The 16177-nt window shown below is 55.2% G+C and carries 15 protein-coding genes; 7 read left to right on the top strand and 8 right to left on the bottom strand.

The window, feature by feature from the left end; genetic code table 11:
• The first annotated feature begins 30 nt into the window (after positions 1–30).
• Complete coding sequence (gene acnA, locus GNG26_RS12785; protein WP_156239034.1) at positions 31–2706, top strand: aconitate hydratase AcnA; 2676 nt, start codon at positions 31–33, stop codon at positions 2704–2706.
• A gap of 41 nt (positions 2707–2747) precedes the next feature.
• Here acnA and ribA read toward each other — a convergent pair whose 3' ends face one another.
• Complete coding sequence (gene ribA, locus GNG26_RS12780) at positions 2748–3338, bottom strand: GTP cyclohydrolase II (protein ID WP_168192025.1); 591 nt, start codon at positions 3336–3338, stop codon at positions 2748–2750.
• 197 nt (positions 3339–3535) lie between these two features.
• On the opposite strand from ribA, the gene pgpB reads away from it, so the two are divergent.
• From pgpB to yciH, 5 genes are all read left to right on the top strand, one after another.
• Positions 3536–4300: a phosphatidylglycerophosphatase B gene (gene pgpB, locus GNG26_RS12775; RefSeq protein ID WP_156239033.1), complete on the top strand. Its 765-nt coding sequence runs from the start codon at positions 3536–3538 to the stop codon at positions 4298–4300.
• Positions 4301–4451: 151 nt separating this feature from the next.
• Positions 4452–4760, top strand: a complete 309-nt coding sequence (locus GNG26_RS12770) for a LapA family protein (RefSeq protein ID WP_103822242.1) — start codon at positions 4452–4454, stop codon at positions 4758–4760.
• 6 nt (positions 4761–4766) lie between these two features.
• Positions 4767–5936 carry a lipopolysaccharide assembly protein LapB gene (gene lapB / locus GNG26_RS12765; RefSeq protein WP_156239032.1) on the top strand — a complete coding sequence of 390 codons (1170 nt, stop codon included), beginning with the start codon at positions 4767–4769 and terminating at the stop codon, positions 5934–5936.
• A 182-nt stretch (positions 5937–6118) separates the two neighbouring features.
• Positions 6119–6856, top strand: coding sequence for an orotidine-5'-phosphate decarboxylase (gene pyrF / locus GNG26_RS12760; RefSeq protein WP_156239031.1), 738 nt, complete (start codon positions 6119–6121; stop codon positions 6854–6856).
• Positions 6856–7182 carry a stress response translation initiation inhibitor YciH gene (gene yciH, locus GNG26_RS12755; RefSeq protein WP_114314739.1) on the top strand — a complete coding sequence of 109 codons (327 nt, stop codon included), beginning with the start codon at positions 6856–6858 and terminating at the stop codon, positions 7180–7182. Before pyrF ends, yciH begins: the two co-directional genes overlap by 1 nt.
• 113 nt (positions 7183–7295) lie before the next feature.
• Here yciH and osmB read toward each other — a convergent pair whose 3' ends face one another.
• From osmB to GNG26_RS12740, 3 genes are all read right to left on the bottom strand, one after another.
• Entirely contained in the window at positions 7296–7511 is a 216-nt protein-coding gene (osmB, locus tag GNG26_RS12750; RefSeq protein WP_103179879.1) for an osmotically-inducible lipoprotein OsmB, read from the bottom strand.
• Between the two features lie 265 nt (positions 7512–7776).
• The gene (locus tag GNG26_RS12745) at positions 7777–8532 is read right to left on the bottom strand and encodes a DNA-binding transcriptional regulator YciT (RefSeq protein ID WP_156239030.1); all 756 of its coding nucleotides are present in this window, start codon (positions 8530–8532) and stop codon (positions 7777–7779) included.
• A 68-nt stretch (positions 8533–8600) separates the two neighbouring features.
• Positions 8601–8783 (bottom strand): hypothetical protein, encoded by a 183-nt coding sequence (locus tag GNG26_RS12740; protein WP_103822238.1) that lies wholly within the window; start codon positions 8781–8783, stop codon positions 8601–8603.
• A 192-nt stretch (positions 8784–8975) separates the two neighbouring features.
• Between GNG26_RS12740 and GNG26_RS12735 the strand changes: the two genes are divergently transcribed.
• Positions 8976–9845, top strand: a complete 870-nt coding sequence (locus GNG26_RS12735) for a crotonase/enoyl-CoA hydratase family protein (protein WP_156239029.1) — start codon at positions 8976–8978, stop codon at positions 9843–9845.
• Here the strand turns inward: GNG26_RS12735 and pdeR are convergent.
• The 4 genes from pdeR to fabI form a co-directional block, all read right to left on the bottom strand.
• The gene (gene pdeR, locus GNG26_RS12730; RefSeq protein WP_156239028.1) at positions 9842–11833 is read right to left on the bottom strand and encodes a cyclic di-GMP phosphodiesterase; all 1992 of its coding nucleotides are present in this window, start codon (positions 11831–11833) and stop codon (positions 9842–9844) included. The two genes, GNG26_RS12735 and pdeR, sit on opposite strands and share 4 nt — an antisense overlap.
• Before the next feature lie 318 nt (positions 11834–12151).
• The gene (locus GNG26_RS12725) at positions 12152–14086 is read right to left on the bottom strand and encodes an exoribonuclease II (RefSeq protein WP_114386666.1); all 1935 of its coding nucleotides are present in this window, start codon (positions 14084–14086) and stop codon (positions 12152–12154) included.
• A gap of 88 nt (positions 14087–14174) precedes the next feature.
• A complete protein-coding gene (locus GNG26_RS12720; RefSeq protein ID WP_156239027.1) occupies positions 14175–15167 on the bottom strand; it encodes a CMD domain-containing protein in 993 nt (330 codons plus the stop codon).
• 159 nt (positions 15168–15326) lie between these two features.
• Positions 15327–16115, bottom strand: a complete 789-nt coding sequence (gene fabI, locus GNG26_RS12715; protein ID WP_114314744.1) for an enoyl-ACP reductase FabI — start codon at positions 16113–16115, stop codon at positions 15327–15329.
• Positions 16116–16177 lie beyond the last annotated feature (62 nt).

The raw sequence follows: 16177 nt of genomic DNA, 5'->3' as shown, positions 1-16177 counted from the left end.
ATCGCAATCCCGGTAATTAAGGAGGAGCTTATGTCGTTAACCCTACGCGAAGCCAGTAAGGACACATTGCAGGCTGAGAACAAAACCTATCACTACTACAGCCTGCCACTGGCCGCAAAGGAACTTGGGGATATTGCGCGCTTACCCAAGTCACTTAAAGTGTTACTGGAAAACCTCCTGCGCTGGCAGGATGACCTCTCCGTTACGGCTGAGGATATTCACGCCCTGGCCGGATGGTTGCAGAACGCCCACGCCGACCGGGAGATCGCCTATCGTCCGGCCAGGGTGCTGATGCAGGATTTCACCGGCGTTCCGGCGGTGGTTGATCTGGCGGCAATGCGTGAAGCGGTAAAACGCCTGGGGGGCGATACCGCAAAAGTGAATCCGCTCTCCCCGGTTGACCTGGTTATTGACCACTCGGTGACCGTGGACCATTTTGGCGATGATGATGCGTTTGGAGAGAACGTGCGTCTGGAGATGGAGCGTAACCACGAACGTTATGTGTTTCTGAAGTGGGGCCAGCAGGCGTTCAGTCGCTTCAGCGTCGTCCCACCTGGCACCGGTATCTGCCACCAGGTCAATCTGGAGTATCTCGGCAAAGCGGTGTGGAGCGAATTGCAGGATAAGGAGTGGGTGGCCTACCCGGATACGCTGGTCGGCACGGACTCCCATACCACTATGATCAATGGCCTCGGCGTGCTGGGCTGGGGGGTAGGGGGTATCGAAGCTGAGGCCGCTATGCTCGGCCAGCCGGTCTCGATGCTGATCCCGGATGTGGTCGGCTTTAAGCTGACCGGCAAGCTGCGCGAGGGCATCACCGCCACCGACCTGGTGCTCACCGTCACCCAGATGCTGCGTAAGCACGGCGTGGTGGGTAAATTTGTAGAATTTTACGGTGACGGCCTCGACTCTCTGCCGCTGGCAGACCGGGCCACTATCGCCAATATGGCGCCTGAATATGGCGCAACCTGCGGTTTCTTCCCCATAGACGGCGTGACGCTGGAGTATATGCGCCTCAGCGGGCGCAGCAGCGAGCAGGTCGCGCTGGTGGAAGCCTACGCTAAAGCACAGGGGATGTGGCGTAATCCGGGCGATGAACCGGTGTTCACCAGCACCCTGGCGCTGGATATGGGCGAGGTTGAAGCCAGCGTCGCCGGGCCGAAACGTCCCCAGGACCGGGTGGCTTTGCCGGATGTGCCTAAGGCGTTTGCCGCCAGCACTGAACTGGAGGTCAATACCGCACAGAAGGATCGCCGGCCCATTGATTACGTCATGAACGGCCAGCAGTACCAGCTCCCGGACGGCGCGGTTGCGATCGCGGCCATCACCTCCTGCACCAACACCTCGAACCCCAGCATTCTGATGGCGGCGGGACTGCTGGCGAAAAAAGCCGTTACCCTCGGCCTGAAACGCCAGCCGTGGGTCAAAGCCTCGCTGGCACCTGGCTCGAAAGTGGTCTCCGATTACCTGGCGCAAGCCCGCCTGACGCCATATCTCGATGAGCTGGGCTTTAACCTGGTGGGGTACGGATGTACCACCTGTATCGGTAACTCCGGGCCGCTGCCGGAACCTATCGAAACAGCAATCAAGCAGGGCGATCTGACGGTAGGGGCGGTGCTCTCGGGCAACCGTAACTTTGAAGGTCGTATCCATCCGCTGATTAAAACCAACTGGCTGGCCTCTCCGCCGCTGGTGGTGGCTTATGCCCTGGCGGGCAATATGAATATCAATCTGGCAACCGATCCGCTGGGGCACGACCGCAAAGGGGATCCGGTTTATCTGAAAGATATCTGGCCGTCGGCGCAGGAGATTGCCCAGGCGGTGGAAAAGGTCTCCACCGACATGTTCCGCAAAGAGTACGCCGAAGTGTTTGAAGGCACGCCTGAGTGGAAAACCATTGAGGTGGCGCGCTCAGATACCTACAGCTGGCAGGATGACTCCACCTACATCCGTCTGTCGCCTTTCTTTGACGAGATGCTGGCGGAACCCAAACCGCTGGAAGATATCCACGGCGCGCGCGTACTGGCCATCCTCGGTGATTCGGTGACCACAGACCATATCTCCCCGGCAGGCAGTATCAAAGCGGATAGCCCGGCAGGGCGTTACCTCCAGAGTCGTGGCGTAGAGCGGCGTGACTTCAACTCCTACGGTTCGCGTCGCGGCAACCATGAAGTGATGATGCGTGGCACTTTCGCCAATATTCGTATCCGCAACGAGATGGTGCCTGGTGTGGAAGGCGGAATGACGCGCCATCTGCCCGGAACCGAAGTGATCTCGATTTACGATGCCGCCATGAAGTATCAGCAGGAGGGCATTCCGCTGGCGGTTATTGCCGGGAAAGAGTACGGCTCCGGATCAAGCCGCGACTGGGCAGCAAAAGGACCCAGATTGCTTGGTGTACGCGTCGTTATCGCCGAATCGTTTGAGCGTATCCACCGTTCAAACCTGATCGGGATGGGGATTTTACCCCTGGAGTTCCCGCAGGGGGTATCGCGTAAAACGCTGGGGCTGACGGGTGAGGAGCGCATTGATATTGCGGATCTGCAGAACCTGACGCCTGGCGCCACCGTGCCGGTCAAACTGACGCGAGCCGATGGGCAAACCGAGGTGGTGGACTGCCGCTGTCGTATCGATACTGCGACGGAGCTCACCTACTACCAGAACGACGGCATTTTGCACTATGTCATTCGTAATATGCTGAACTAAAAGAAAATCAGCCCGGCATAGATTGCCGGGCTGTTGTTTTTTTACTTGTTAAGCAGATGGCCTAGCTTGGCCGCTTTGGTATCCAGATAGTGTTCGTTTTTCGGGTTACGCCCCACAATCAGCGGCACACGTTCAACGATGTTGATCCCGGCTTCGGTCAGGATCTCCACCTTACGCGGGTTATTGGTCAGCAGACGCACTTCATCGACACCCAGCAGCTTGAACATATCCGCGCACAGGGTGAAGTCACGTTCATCGGCAGCAAAGCCCAACTGGTGATTAGCTTCAACGGTATCGTAGCCTTGATCCTGCAACGCATAGGCGCGGATCTTATTCAGCAGACCGATGTTGCGGCCCTCCTGACGGTGATACAGCAGAATGCCCCGGCCCTCTTCGGCGATGCGCGACAGGGCAGCTTCAAGTTGAAAACCACAATCGCAGCGCAGGCTAAACAGGGCATCACCCGTGAGACACTCGGAATGAACGCGAGCCAGAACCGGCGTCTGCCCGGACGTATCGCCGAAGACTAACGCGACATGATCCTGCCCGGTTGCCAGTTCTTCAAAGCCCACCATCAGGAAATCGCCCCATGGGGTTGGCAGATTGGCTTCTGCCACACGTTTAAGCTGCATGTGATTCTCCAGAAAATGCTGACACGCCTTGTGTCTGTTGCCTGTTTGGCTGTCGGTATGTTCTTATTTTGCCACAAGCTGCACGGGTTCACCTAATCACTGCCGGCTTAACGAACGTTAAACGCACAATCCGACATTTTTACGCAGCTCTGATTTTTCGGTTATGATTGTGGGGCTGATCGAAAAAAGGAGACGACATGCTTTCAATAGCCCGCCGTACGGCGGTTGGTGCAGGGATATTGCTTGTAATGCCTGTGGCGGTGTGGATATCAGGCTGGGAGTGGCAGCCTGGTACGAACAGCGCATGGTTGAAGGCGCTGTTCTGGGTAACCGAGACGGTTACTCAACCCTGGGGCATTATTACGCATACGCTATTGTGCGGCTGGTTTTTGTGGTGCCTGCGTTTTCGTTTGCGGGCCGCCATTATGCTGTTTGCCATTCTCGCTGGCGTGATCCTGATCGGCCAGGGGCTCAAATCCTGGGTTAAAGATCGGGTTCAGGAGCCGCGTCCATTTGTCGTCTGGCTGGAAAAAACTCACCATGTTCCGGTCGACGACTTCTACAATTTAAAGCGTAAGGAACGCGGTGAGCTGGTGAAAGATCAGCTTAGTGAACAACAGGCTGTCCCGACATTCTTACGCAAGCACTGGCAAAAAGAGACCGGATTTGCCTTTCCGTCCGGACACACGATGTTCGCCGCAAGTTGGGCGTTGCTGGGGGTAGGGCTGCTGTGGCCGCGTCGACGCACGTTGACCATCGCCGTTCTGCTGGTCTGGGCGACGGGCGTGATGGGAAGCCGCCTGCTGCTCGGTATGCACTGGCCGCGGGACCTGGTGGTAGCCACCCTGATGTCGTGGCTGCTGATTACCTGTGCCACCTGGCTTGCCCAGCGCGTCTGCGGTCCGCTCACGCCGCCGGTAGAAGAGAAGCGGGAAATTGCCGACAGAGAGCAAGAAAGCTGACTGAGGTTGAAATTATTATATTAAGCCGCAGATCAGAACCTAGCGCGACGCTTTTTCCGTTTCGCCACCGTCCTGAAAATGGTAGTTTATAAGGCTGGTTACGCTATGGTGAACGCTCTTTATTCGCTTAAACCACATAACGGGAAGTAATGTGAAATATTTACTCATTTTCTTACTAGTGTTGGCGATTTTTGTCATTTCCGTCACATTGGGTGCGCAAAACGATCAACAGGTAACGTTTAATTATCTGCTGGCGCAAGGCGAATATCGGATATCCAGCCTCCTGGCGGTTCTGTTTGCTGCCGGGTTTGTTATCGGCTGGCTGATTTGCGGTCTGTTCTGGCTTAAAGTTCGGGTATCACTCGCCCGGGCGGAACGAAAAATTAAACGTCTTGAAAACCAAATTGCGCCTCCGGCCGACGTTCCGGTAAGTTCAGGTGTGCCGGTAGCGAAGGAATAATCTAAGATGCTGGAGTTGTTGTTTCTGCTTTTGCCTGTAGCCGCAGCCTATGGCTGGTATATGGGCCGCAGAAGTGCGCAACAAACAAAGCAGGATGAGGCGAACCGGCTTTCACGCGACTACGTCGCCGGGGTTAACTTCCTTCTGAGCAACCAACAGGATAAAGCGGTCGATCTGTTCCTTGAGATGTTGAAAGAGGATACCGGTACCGTTGAAGCCCACCTTACGCTCGGTAATTTGTTCCGCTCCCGCGGTGAAGTCGACCGCGCTATCCGCATCCACCAGACCTTAATGGAGAGCGCCTCATTAACCTATGAGCAGCGTTTGCTGGCGGTACAACAGCTGGGCCGTGACTACATGGCGGCCGGTCTCTACGATCGCGCCGAAGAGATGTTCAAGCAGCTGGTGGATGAAACCGATTTTCGCATCAGCGCCCTGCAGCAGTTGCTGCAGATTTATCAGGCCACCAGTGAATGGCAGAAAGCGATCGACGTTGCTGAACGTCTGGTGAAGCTTGGTAAAGATAAACAGCGCGTTGAAATTGGCCACTTCTACTGCGAACTCGCCCTACAGCAGATGGGCAGCGAAGATATGGACAAAGCCATGGCGCTTCTTCGCAAGGGTGCCGCCGCGGATCGCAGCAGCGCGCGCGTCTCCATCATGATGGGGCGCGTCTATATGGCGAAAGGGGATTACCACAAGGCGGTAGAGAGTCTGCTCCGGGTTATCGATCAGGATAAAGAGCTGGTCAGCGAAACCCTGGAGATGTTGCAAACCTGCTATCAGCAGCTGGATATGACCTCAGAGTGGGTGGCTTTCTTGCGTCGTTGCGTGGAAGAGAACACCGGGGCGACAGCGGAGCTGATGCTGGCGAATGTGGTTCAGGAACACGAAGGCAGTGATACGGCGCAGGTGTACATTACCCGTCAGCTGCAGCGCCATCCCACCATGCGTGTCTTCCATAAGCTGATGGATTATCACCTGAACGAGGCAGAAGAGGGGCGCGCTAAAGAGAGCTTGATGGTGCTGCGGGACATGGTAGGCGAACAGGTGCGCAGCAAGCCGCGCTACCGCTGCCAGAAGTGTGGCTTTACGGCCTATACGCTGTACTGGCACTGTCCGTCATGCCGCGCCTGGTCCACCATTAAGCCAATTCGCGGCCTCGATGGGCAGTAATTTTTAAAAAGCCTTAATTTAGTTACAACATACTAATTAAGGTTTGACACAATGGGTCCGTGCGCGCTGTGGTCCGGCAGGAATAAAAATGTAACCTGTTAATTTTTGTGGTGCGCAGGTAGAATGCTCGCCGTTTAACATTCCCGCGCCGATGCGGCGCCCATCGACGAGAAGGTCCGGTCATGACGTCTGTAGCTTCATCTTCCTCCCGCGTAGTTACTGAATCTCCTGTTGTTGTCGCTCTGGATTACAGCAATCGCGACAATGCCCTGGCGTTCGTTGATCGTATTGATCCGCAAGACTGCCGCCTGAAAATCGGTAAAGAGATGTTCACGCTCTTTGGACCGCAAATTGTTCGCGATATGCAGCAGCGCGGATTTGATGTTTTTCTGGATCTGAAATTCCACGATATTCCTAACACCACGGCCCATGCGGTAGCCGCAGCGGCTGAGCTGGGGGTCTGGATGATGAACGTTCACGCCTCAGGCGGGGCGCGTATGATGACCGCCGCTCGCGAAGCGCTGTTACCCTTTGGTAACGATGCCCCATTGCTGATTGCCGTTACCGTGCTGACCAGCATGGAAGCCAGCGATCTGCTGGACCTTGGCGTGACGTTGTCACCGGCAGAGCATGCCGAACGTCTGGCTCGCCTGACGCACTCCTGCGGACTTGATGGCGTCGTCTGCTCTGCTCAGGAAGCCGTTCGCTTCAAAAGTGTTATCGGACAGGATTTCAAGCTGGTCACGCCGGGCATCCGTCCCCAGGGGAGCGATGCAGGCGATCAGCGCCGCATTATGACCCCGGAACAGGCGCTGGCGGCGGGCGTGGACTATATGGTTATTGGTCGGCCGGTCACCCAGTCAGCCGATCCGGCACAAACCCTGAAAGCTATTAACGCATCACTTCACAAGGGGGCGTAATGCGCGACACTAACAGCCGCCTGGTCTATTCGACAGAAACCGGGCGCATTGATGAGCCAAAAGAGATCGCTGAGCGACCAAAAGGTGATGGCATTGTACGGATTCAACGCCAGACCAGCGGACGTAAAGGGAAGGGCGTATCGCTGATCACCGGAATTGACGCCGACGATGCCACTCTGGCGCAGATTGCCGCAGAATTGAAGAAAAAGTGCGGATGCGGCGGGTCAGTTAAAGATGGTGTTATTGAGATCCAGGGCGACAAACGGGATCTCATTAAATCCCTGCTGGAGGCCAAAGGGATGAAAGTGAAATTAGCGGGCGGTTAACGCACCGCCAAAACAAATAAGCCACGGTCGAAACCGTGGCTTACTGTTTTTATTTTGAGATAGCGCCAGAAACAACAGGGCGTTATCAAATGACTGCGGTGGCAATCGGTAGGTTATTTAACCTGGTGACCGATGATCCCACCCACTGCAGCACCACCCAGGGTACCCAGCGTGCTACCGTCAGTTAAGACGGAACCACCGATTGCGCCAGCACCCGCACCAATCGCGGTATTACGGTCTTGTCTGCTCATGCCGGAGCACGCGCTCAGGGATAATGCCAGCGTAACGGCCAGCATAGCAGCGGATAATTTTTTGCTGTTAAAGGTCATAATTCATTCTCCTGAAGTATTGATCCACGGAAATCATTTCGCTTAAATGGCTAAGAATCCCCTCAAGCGCGTTATTCCATGAAACTTGATTGCGCAGGCGTTACAAGATCACGCAGGTGATAGTTACTTCCTGTTATATCGCTAACAATAATTTTACGTCTTTATTACTGATCCGACAGGTAAATAGTCTTAAACGGGGGTTCAGAAAAGTCTCAGAGCGAAGGGGCAGAAAAATGACGCCCGATATTCGGGCGTTAGAGTAGGGTCAGGCGGGTTTTTTAACGATATCGACGGTTAAGCCGTCTTGCTGCAGAGTGGCGATATGGGCTTGTTTAATGCCCTCGTCGGTAATCACCCGGCTAAAGCGCGAGACCGGGCCCATGGTATAAGGGTGAACCGCGCCGAATTTTGAGCTGTCGGTGAGCACAATGGTTTCGCCGCCTTTCTCCAGCACCGCGTTCACCACATCCGAGCGCATCATGTCCCGCCCGGTGAAGCCGGTATCAGGCTGCCAGCCATCAATGCCGATGAAAGCCTTGCTGAAATGGACCTGCTGCACATACTGACGCGTAAGCGGGCCAACCATACTTTCGCTTTTTTTCTGGTAGATGCCGCCGAGTAAAATCACTTCGCTACGCGTCTCCTTCAGAAGATGCGCGATGTAGCTGCTTACCGTCACGATGGTGACCTCTTCCTTCTGGTCGGCCAGCGTGCGCGCGAGCAGGGCATTGCAGCTGCCGTTCTCGATAAACACCGTTTCGCCATTATTCACCAGCGATGCCGCAAACTCCGCCAGCTCGCGTTTCAACGCATAGTTGTTCATCATGCGCGTTTCAACATCTTCGCTGTCCAGCGGGACGGCGTAACCGTGCGCGCGACGGAGGTAGCTCATTTTTTCCAGAAGATTGAGGTCCTGGCGGATGGTGACCTCTGACACGCCGGTTGCTTTTGCCAGATCAACGACACTCACACGCCCTGTGTCGATCACCATCTGTAATATTATTTGTTGTCGGGAGTTCATAGCATCCATATTAAAACGGCATGGCCGTTAGTTGAAAACTGACTTAAACACGAGAGGTGGATCGAGCCTTAAACTTCCCATGGGGATTTAGGCGACACTGCACCCGGGTTTTTCTGCTCGCCCGCCAGGGTCAGTAATTCTGATTTTAATATCTCGAGATTACGAAGAGCAGAGTTCACATCGCCTGCGACCAGAATATCCAGCACAGTATCAATACGTTGCGCCACTTTCAGTGCATCGATATCAGACATAATCTCATCCCTAAATGAAAAGTGAATAAATTCAATGATGCAGAAATTGAAGGCAAAAGAGAAGGGAAAAAGTGAGCTAACGAAAGCCCATTAATGGTAGTGATATTTTGATGCTTCTTTATACGTAGGAATTTTGTAGTGGATTAGTCTAACTCTGCGCGCAAGGCGCTTTTTTCTATGAGGAATTAGACTATGACAATTATCAATCAGGCTACCTGTAAACTGTTCACTGATTCTGCACGATTCACCCAGCTCGCCGGCTATTACGAGGAGGAGAGACGTACCGTGTGGATGATGTTACGGGCCCAGCCGCGTCCCTGCTTCAATCATGCGCTTATAGAGGAGATTATGAACCTGTCGTGGCTGGTACGGCAGTCCGGGTTTGAGGTTGATTTCTGGGTGACCGGTTCGCTGGTGCCCGATATGTATAATACGGGCGGCGATTTACGCTTCTTTGTCGAGTGCATTGAAAACGGTCGTCGGGAAGCGCTTCGGGCCTATGCCCGCGCCTGCGTGGACTGTGTCCACGCCGCATCGCGGGGATTTGATACCGGGGCGATCACCCTGTCGATGGTAGAGGGTAGTGCCCTTGGGGGTGGCTTTGAAGCGGCGCTCGCGCACCACTTTTTACTGGCGCAACGGGATGCCCGCCTGGGGTTTCCTGAAATCGCCTTTAACCTGTTCCCCGGAATGGGAGGCTACTCGCTGGTCGCCCGCCGCTCTGGTATGAAACTGGCAGAAGAGCTGATCTACAAAGGGGAGTCGCACACTGCGGAATGGTATGAGCAGCAGGGTTTGGTGGATGTGCTGTTCGAACCCGGTCAGGGTTACGTGGCGACGCGGACCTTCATCGACACGTTACAACCCAAGATGAATGGCGTCAGAGCGATGCTGCGCGCCCGCCAGCGGGTATTGCAGCTGCCGCGCAGTGAGCTGATGGACATCACGGAAGATTGGGTAGACGCCGCATTCTGCCTGCAGCCGAAGGACGTGGCCTATATGCAGCGGTTGGTTCAGCTTCAGGACCGCCACACCGCATCAGGCCTGCGTAAAGCCAGCTAACGCGCATTCCGTGACTGATATCGTTTAAACCATCGCTCGAATGCGACAGCGGGCATGGGCTTAGCAAAGAGAAAACCCTGTCGTTCGTTGACGCCGTTCTTCGTCAGAAAGGCGTCTTCTTTCGCACTCTCCACCCCTTCGGCAATCACCTGCAAATTCAGTGCCTGGGCGACCGCAACAATCGCGCGCACCAGCGATTGCGACACCGACTGCTTATGGATATCCCGGACAAATGCCTGGTCGAGCTTAATGGCATCGATGGGAAAACGTGCCAGTTGCGACAGCGACGAATAACCGGTTCCGAAATCATCAAGGTGGATCTGCGCCCCCAGCTGGCTGAACTGCTGGATCACCGACAGCGCCAGCTCTTCGTTTTCAATCAGACAGCTTTCGGTCAGCTCGACATCAATAGGGCAGTATTCAAAATTGAGATCCTTCAGCGCCTGTTTCAGATCGCTGAAAATCGTCTGGTCTGCCAGCTGGCGGGCCGAAACGTTGACCGCCACGCGTAAATTGATGCCTTTATCGCGCCATTTGGCCACCTGGCGTACTACATCCAGCATTACCCAACGCCCGAGCGGTACAATCAGTCCGGACTCTTCGGCGTAGGAGATAAACTCCAGCGGTGGGATCAGTCCGCGCTCCGGAGACTGCCAACGCACCAGCGCTTCGAGGGTTCTCACCTCGCCACGCCAGGTAATTTTGGGCTGGTAGTGGATCACCAGCTGGTCATTGTCCAGCGCCTTGCGCAGGTTGGTGTCCAGCCACAGATATTCAAAAACGCGCTGATTCATTTCCGGCGAGAAAACGCAGAACTTGCCGCGGCCATTCTCTTTCGCGGTATACATGGCGGTATCGGCGTTGCGTATCACGCTTTCCCGATCGGTGCCGTGCTGGGGTGCGAGGGAGATCCCTAGCGAACAGCCGGTGTAGACTTCAATTAAACCAATCCGGAAAGGCTGACGCAGGCGGGTGAGGATCCGCGAAGCCATAGCTTCGAGCGCACCCTGTGACGTACCGGTTGCCAGCACGATAAACTCGTCGCCACCCAGACGCGCAAGGACCTGCCCGTCCTCCAGACAACTGAGGATAGCCAGCGCCACCGCCTGCAGCAGCTGATCGCCAAACATATGCCCGTAGGCATCATTCACTTTTTTGAAATTATCGAGGTCAAGATAGACCACGCCCACCTGACCATCGCCACGGGTTTCTATCGCTTCGCTGATCAGATCGTGGATAGCGTTGCGGTTTGGCAGGCCGGTAATGGTGTCGGTATTGGCAAGTACACGAAGACGTTCCTGGGCACGGCGTTCTTCAGTAATATCCGTACCGGAACAGATAAGGAATATTTCATTTTTTCCGCTGCCGCTGTGTACGAATTTATTCCGGAATAAAAACAAACGCTGCCCTTTGCGGGTTTTAATCCAGCGTTCAACTTCATAGGAGCTACCGTCCCGAAAAAAACCGCTGATATTACGCCGGGAAGCCGCTGCCTCGCTGCGGCTCATAAACAGTTTAAAGACGTTCTGACCAATAACTTCGTGCTCTTTCATCCCGGTATATTCTTCGCTCAGGCGGTTGAAGCGTTGAATATTGCCGTGCCGGTCGAGAATAACGATGACCGAGTTGGCCTCTGAAACCACCTGCTCGGCAAAGGATAACCCCTGCGCCAGATCGCGGGCGACAGAAGGGGTGTCGTTCCAGGCGGAGGCGGTACCTGTCCACTCTTTTTTATTGATCTTACGTCCCACCAGGTGCACTGGCACCTCGGTTCCGTACAGGGAGAGCGTCATGGTAATGCTGGAGGTAATAACCGTCATCTGGCGAATGCTGTTGGCCTGCTCGTCATTCAGCGCCACAACCTGCGTGGTATCGGCGCTTTCGCTGGCCGCAAGATGGAGCGCGTTACTGTCCGCCGTCAGCCGCCACCAGGGACTGTGGGTGCCCATGTAACGAAACAGCAAATTTTGCTCCAGATCGTCAATCATGCTCTCTCCCAGGCGCACTCAATTGCACACGCTGTGCATTTTCAGTCGGTTTTACCGTGCTTAAATAGCGGTAAGCCCGAACTAAACTTATTGTTTTTTCCCAGTATTCTTATATTAGAACGAGATCGGCAAAAAAGGATACAGGCGAATGAATATTCTGGTGACACGTTAAAGCATTCAACAGACTGTCATGAATAAGTGTGATCGCTTTTCGCAATTTAGGGGAGAAAAAGATAAGTAATAATGATGAATTTGACGTTAACGCAAAAAAAGCCGGTTCCCTCAAATGAGGTGAACCGGCTTTCAGGCAGTCAACAATCAGACGGCAGGGCGGGCAATAATGCTGCGTGTTTCCATGCGCACTTCAGCAATAGTGACATCGATAACTTCAGTCACTTTATAGGCCACTTCGCCTTTGATTTGCACGGTGCCATTTTCCTGGCTGCAGACCAGCTCGTCACGTACGGCGTGCAGGAACGGCGCAGGAATAAAGGCCACGGCGCCATTATCCACCAGACGCACACGCATGCCGCCACGGCTGACATCGATGATCTCCGCCGCGAAACGGGTATCCGTTCCGGCTTTGTCTTTCAGGAACCGGGCGTAGAGCCAGTCACCAACGTCGCGTTCCGCCATGCGGTTAAGGCGACGGCGCTCGGCCATCTGCACCGTGGCTTCGTCCTGTGGACGGGCAATGGTTTCGCCTTTAACGATCGCTTTCAGCAGGCGGTGGTTAATCATATCGCCATACTTACGAATCGGTGAGGTCCAGGTGGCGTAGGCTTCCAGCCCCAGGCCAAAGTGCGGGCCAGGTTCGGTGCTGATCTCAGCGAAAGACTGGAAGCGACGAATGCGGCTGTCCAGGAAACCAGACGGCTGGGCATCCAGTTCACGGCGCAGCTTGCAGAAGCCATTCAGGGTCAGGACTTCCTGCGGATCGACATGCACGTCGTGGGTTTTCAGCAGGGCAGCCAGGGCTTCGCTGTTAGCCGGATCAAACCCGGTGTGCACGTTATAGATACCGAAACCGAGTTTGTCGCGCAGTACGCGGGCCGCGCAAATGTTCGCCGCAATCATCGACTCTTCAACGATGCGGTTAGCAATACGACGCGGCTCCGCCACGATATCCAGCACTTCGCCTTTCTCACCGAGAATGAAACGGTAGTCAGGGCGATCTTTAAAGACCAGCGCATGGGTCTTACGCCATTCGCTACGGCTCAGGCAGACGCGATGCAGCAGGCGGATCTGATCGGCAATGGCCTCATTCTCTGGCTGCCAGCTACCGCTGTTTTCCAGCCAGTCAGAGACCTCGTCATACACCAGCTTGGCTTTAGACTCGATCAGCGCAGCGAAGAACTCAATGTTCTCTTCGATAGTGCCATCGGCGGCGATGGACATACGGCAGGCCAGTACCGGGCGCACTTCGTTGGCGCGCAGGGAGCAGAGATTATCTGACAGCTCACGCGGCAGCATCGGGATGTTGAAGCCCGGCAGATAGTTAGTAAAGGCACGGATTTTCGCCGCGTCATCCAGCGGGGTGCCTTCTGCGATCCAGGCCGTAGGATCGGCAATCGCTACGGTTAGCAGCAGTTTACCGTCAGCCTGCTCTTCAACATACAGCGCATCGTCCATATCTTCGGTGCTGGCGCTGTCGATGGTGACAAAATTCAGGGCAGTCAGGTCGCGACGCTCAAGACCTTCGTCCAGCATGTCAGTCGCTGCGCCTTCTGGCGCCTCTTTTTCCAGATTATGGCGGGCAAGGGTGACCCACCACGGTACGAAATGGTCTTCGCCGAAGGTGATAAACTGGGTCAGTTCGGCATAAAAACCGCGGTCGCCCTTCAGCGGGTGACGGCGCATTTCTGCTACGGCCCAGTCACCTTCTTTAAAATCATGCGTCACGCCACGCTCAGCGCGGCAGGGGATGGCGTCTTTCAGCAGAGGATGGTCCGGAATGATGGACAGACGGTCATCTTTTCTCAGCACCTTACCCACAAAACGGGTCAGAAACGGTTCAATTAATTCTTCAGGCTCGGCTGATTCACGATCCTTTTCGCTATGGATCACGGCCGTAATGCGATCGCCGTGCATCACTTTCTTCATCTGCGGAGGCGGAATGAAGTAACTTTTCTGCGCATCGACTTCAAGGAAGCCAAAGCCTTTTTCCGTGGCTTTTACGACCCCTTCAGCACGTGGCGTCTGGGAATGCAGTTGCTGTTTAAGCTGCGCTAGCAGCGGGTTGTCCTGGAGCATAGTGATCTATTTTCGTAGCCATTGAGCGGCTGACAGTTTTACGCGAATCTCACTGCTACAGCAAGCGCTCTTTCGGTCGTTAGTGTGGTTATTCGCTTCTGCCAATGGCGATTTTCAGACGGTTCAGCCAGCCGCAAAAAGCGCTCCAGGTGAGCAGGTTGATGGCCTGTACGGGCGACTGGCCATCATCTGTCAGCGGGGTAAACTGCGCGGCGCTGAACTGATCTGGCGATCGCGCCAGCTGTTCTACCGCACGCCTTACCGCCTCATCGTCTTTATACACAGTGTTAATGCCACTGATCAGAATTTCACCGGTTTGATCCAGGATCAACGGTTCATGACAGAGCACTGGCGCAAGAGGCTGCAATAACGGCTCGTTCTGCCAGCGTTCAAGCGAGGCCAGCTGCTGTGGGCTGGCCTGACAACGTTCAACACCAGGGATGGCAGGCTGCCACATATTCAGGTCGTTATCGTCCGGCAGGGCGTGAGGCGGGATATGGTGCCCCGGCAGCCAGCGCACCGGGTGGCCGAGCAGGGCCTGAAACACCGCCACCACGCGCGCCTGAAAGCCCACAAAGCCGATAATCTGATTGATGGTCACAATGTCATACACCGTCAGGCCCACCTCATCGAGCCCCTGCTGCGCTTTGCTGTCGATCACATCCGGCGAGCTGGCAAGCTGGCGGGCATACTGGGTGATCTGGGCGAGACGGCGATTGCTTTCACGGGAGGAGTCGGGGCCGGGGAGCGGGGCGAGAAGGGCGGCGTAGTGATTGCACAAACGCTGCACGCCGCACACCTGGGCGACAGTCAGAGCAGTGCTGAAACGATCGTAGGCGCTCAGCGTACGCAGCCGGGTAACCGCGACGGTCCGCGGGAAAAAAAGGTCGCATAGCGCCCGGGCCGGGGTTAACCAGCGTTCACAGGCTGCCAGCAACGTTGCCGGTAGCGCGATATTCAGCAAAAAGCGATCGGCGACATGCGCGGCTTCGGGAACCAAAGGCAGGACTTCCGTCGGGCTGCTACTGGACTGGGTCTCATGATACCAGTGGCCTTTGCCAGAAATACGGCGTTGTTCCATGTGCGTTCCTTGATCTCAAAATGGCGATCAATATCCTGGCGGAAGGCGGATAAGCGGAAAAATATTGTTAAGTGATAACAAATAGCGGAACGGAATAACGGGGGGAGAGAAGGCTGAACGGTGGGCAAACCTTCCCGCCGGAGCGGGAAGGTAACGAACTTATTTGAGTTCCAGCTCGTTCATTGCAGCGATGCTGAAACCGCCGTCAACGTGAACCACTTCGCCGGAGATGCCAGCAGAGAGGTCAGAGCAGAGGAAGGCTGCGGAGTTACCCACATCTTCGATGGTCACGGTGCGACGGATCGGGGTAACCGCTTCGCAATGCGCCAGCATTTTACGGAAGTCTTTGATGCCGGAAGCCGCCAGAGTACGGATTGGACCGGCAGAGATGCCGTTTACGCGCACGCCTTCCGGACCCATTGCGTTCGCCATGTAGCGCACGTTGGCTTCCAGAGAGGCTTTTGCCAGACCCATTACGTTGTAGTTCGGGATAGCGCGCTCAGCGCCCAGGTAGGAGAGGGTCAGCAGCGCTGCGCCCGGGTTAAGCATGGAGCGGCAGGATTTCGCCATCGCCACAAAGCTGTAGGAGCTGATGTCGTGTGCGATTTTGAAGCCTTCACGGGTGACCGCGTTTACATAGTCGCCATCCAGCTGGTCGCCCGGTGCAAAACCGATGGAGTGAACGAAACCGTCAAATTTCGACCAGGTTTTTGCCAGCTCGGCGAACATGCCATCGATGCTTTCATCTTTAGCAACGTCGCATTCCAGAACAATGCTGGAATCCAGCTGCGCGGCAAACTCTTCTACGCGGCCTTTCAGCTTGTCGTTCTGGTAGGTGAATGCCAGCTCAGCGCCTTCGCGATGCATAGCCTGTGCGATGCCGTATGCGATGGACAGTTTGCTGGCAACGCCAGTGACCAGAATACGCTTACCGGAAAGAAAACCCATAGCTCTTAATCCTTATATTCATTGTTGTGGCGGCTGTCATTTTTGGACAACCGTCGTTAAAA

The sequence above is a fragment of the Leclercia sp. J807 genome, assembly GCF_009734465.1.
Lineage (GTDB): Bacteria > Pseudomonadota > Gammaproteobacteria > Enterobacterales > Enterobacteriaceae > Enterobacter.
The sequence above is the reverse complement of the archived record's forward strand: the minus strand, read 5'-3'. Positions and strand labels throughout refer to the sequence as shown.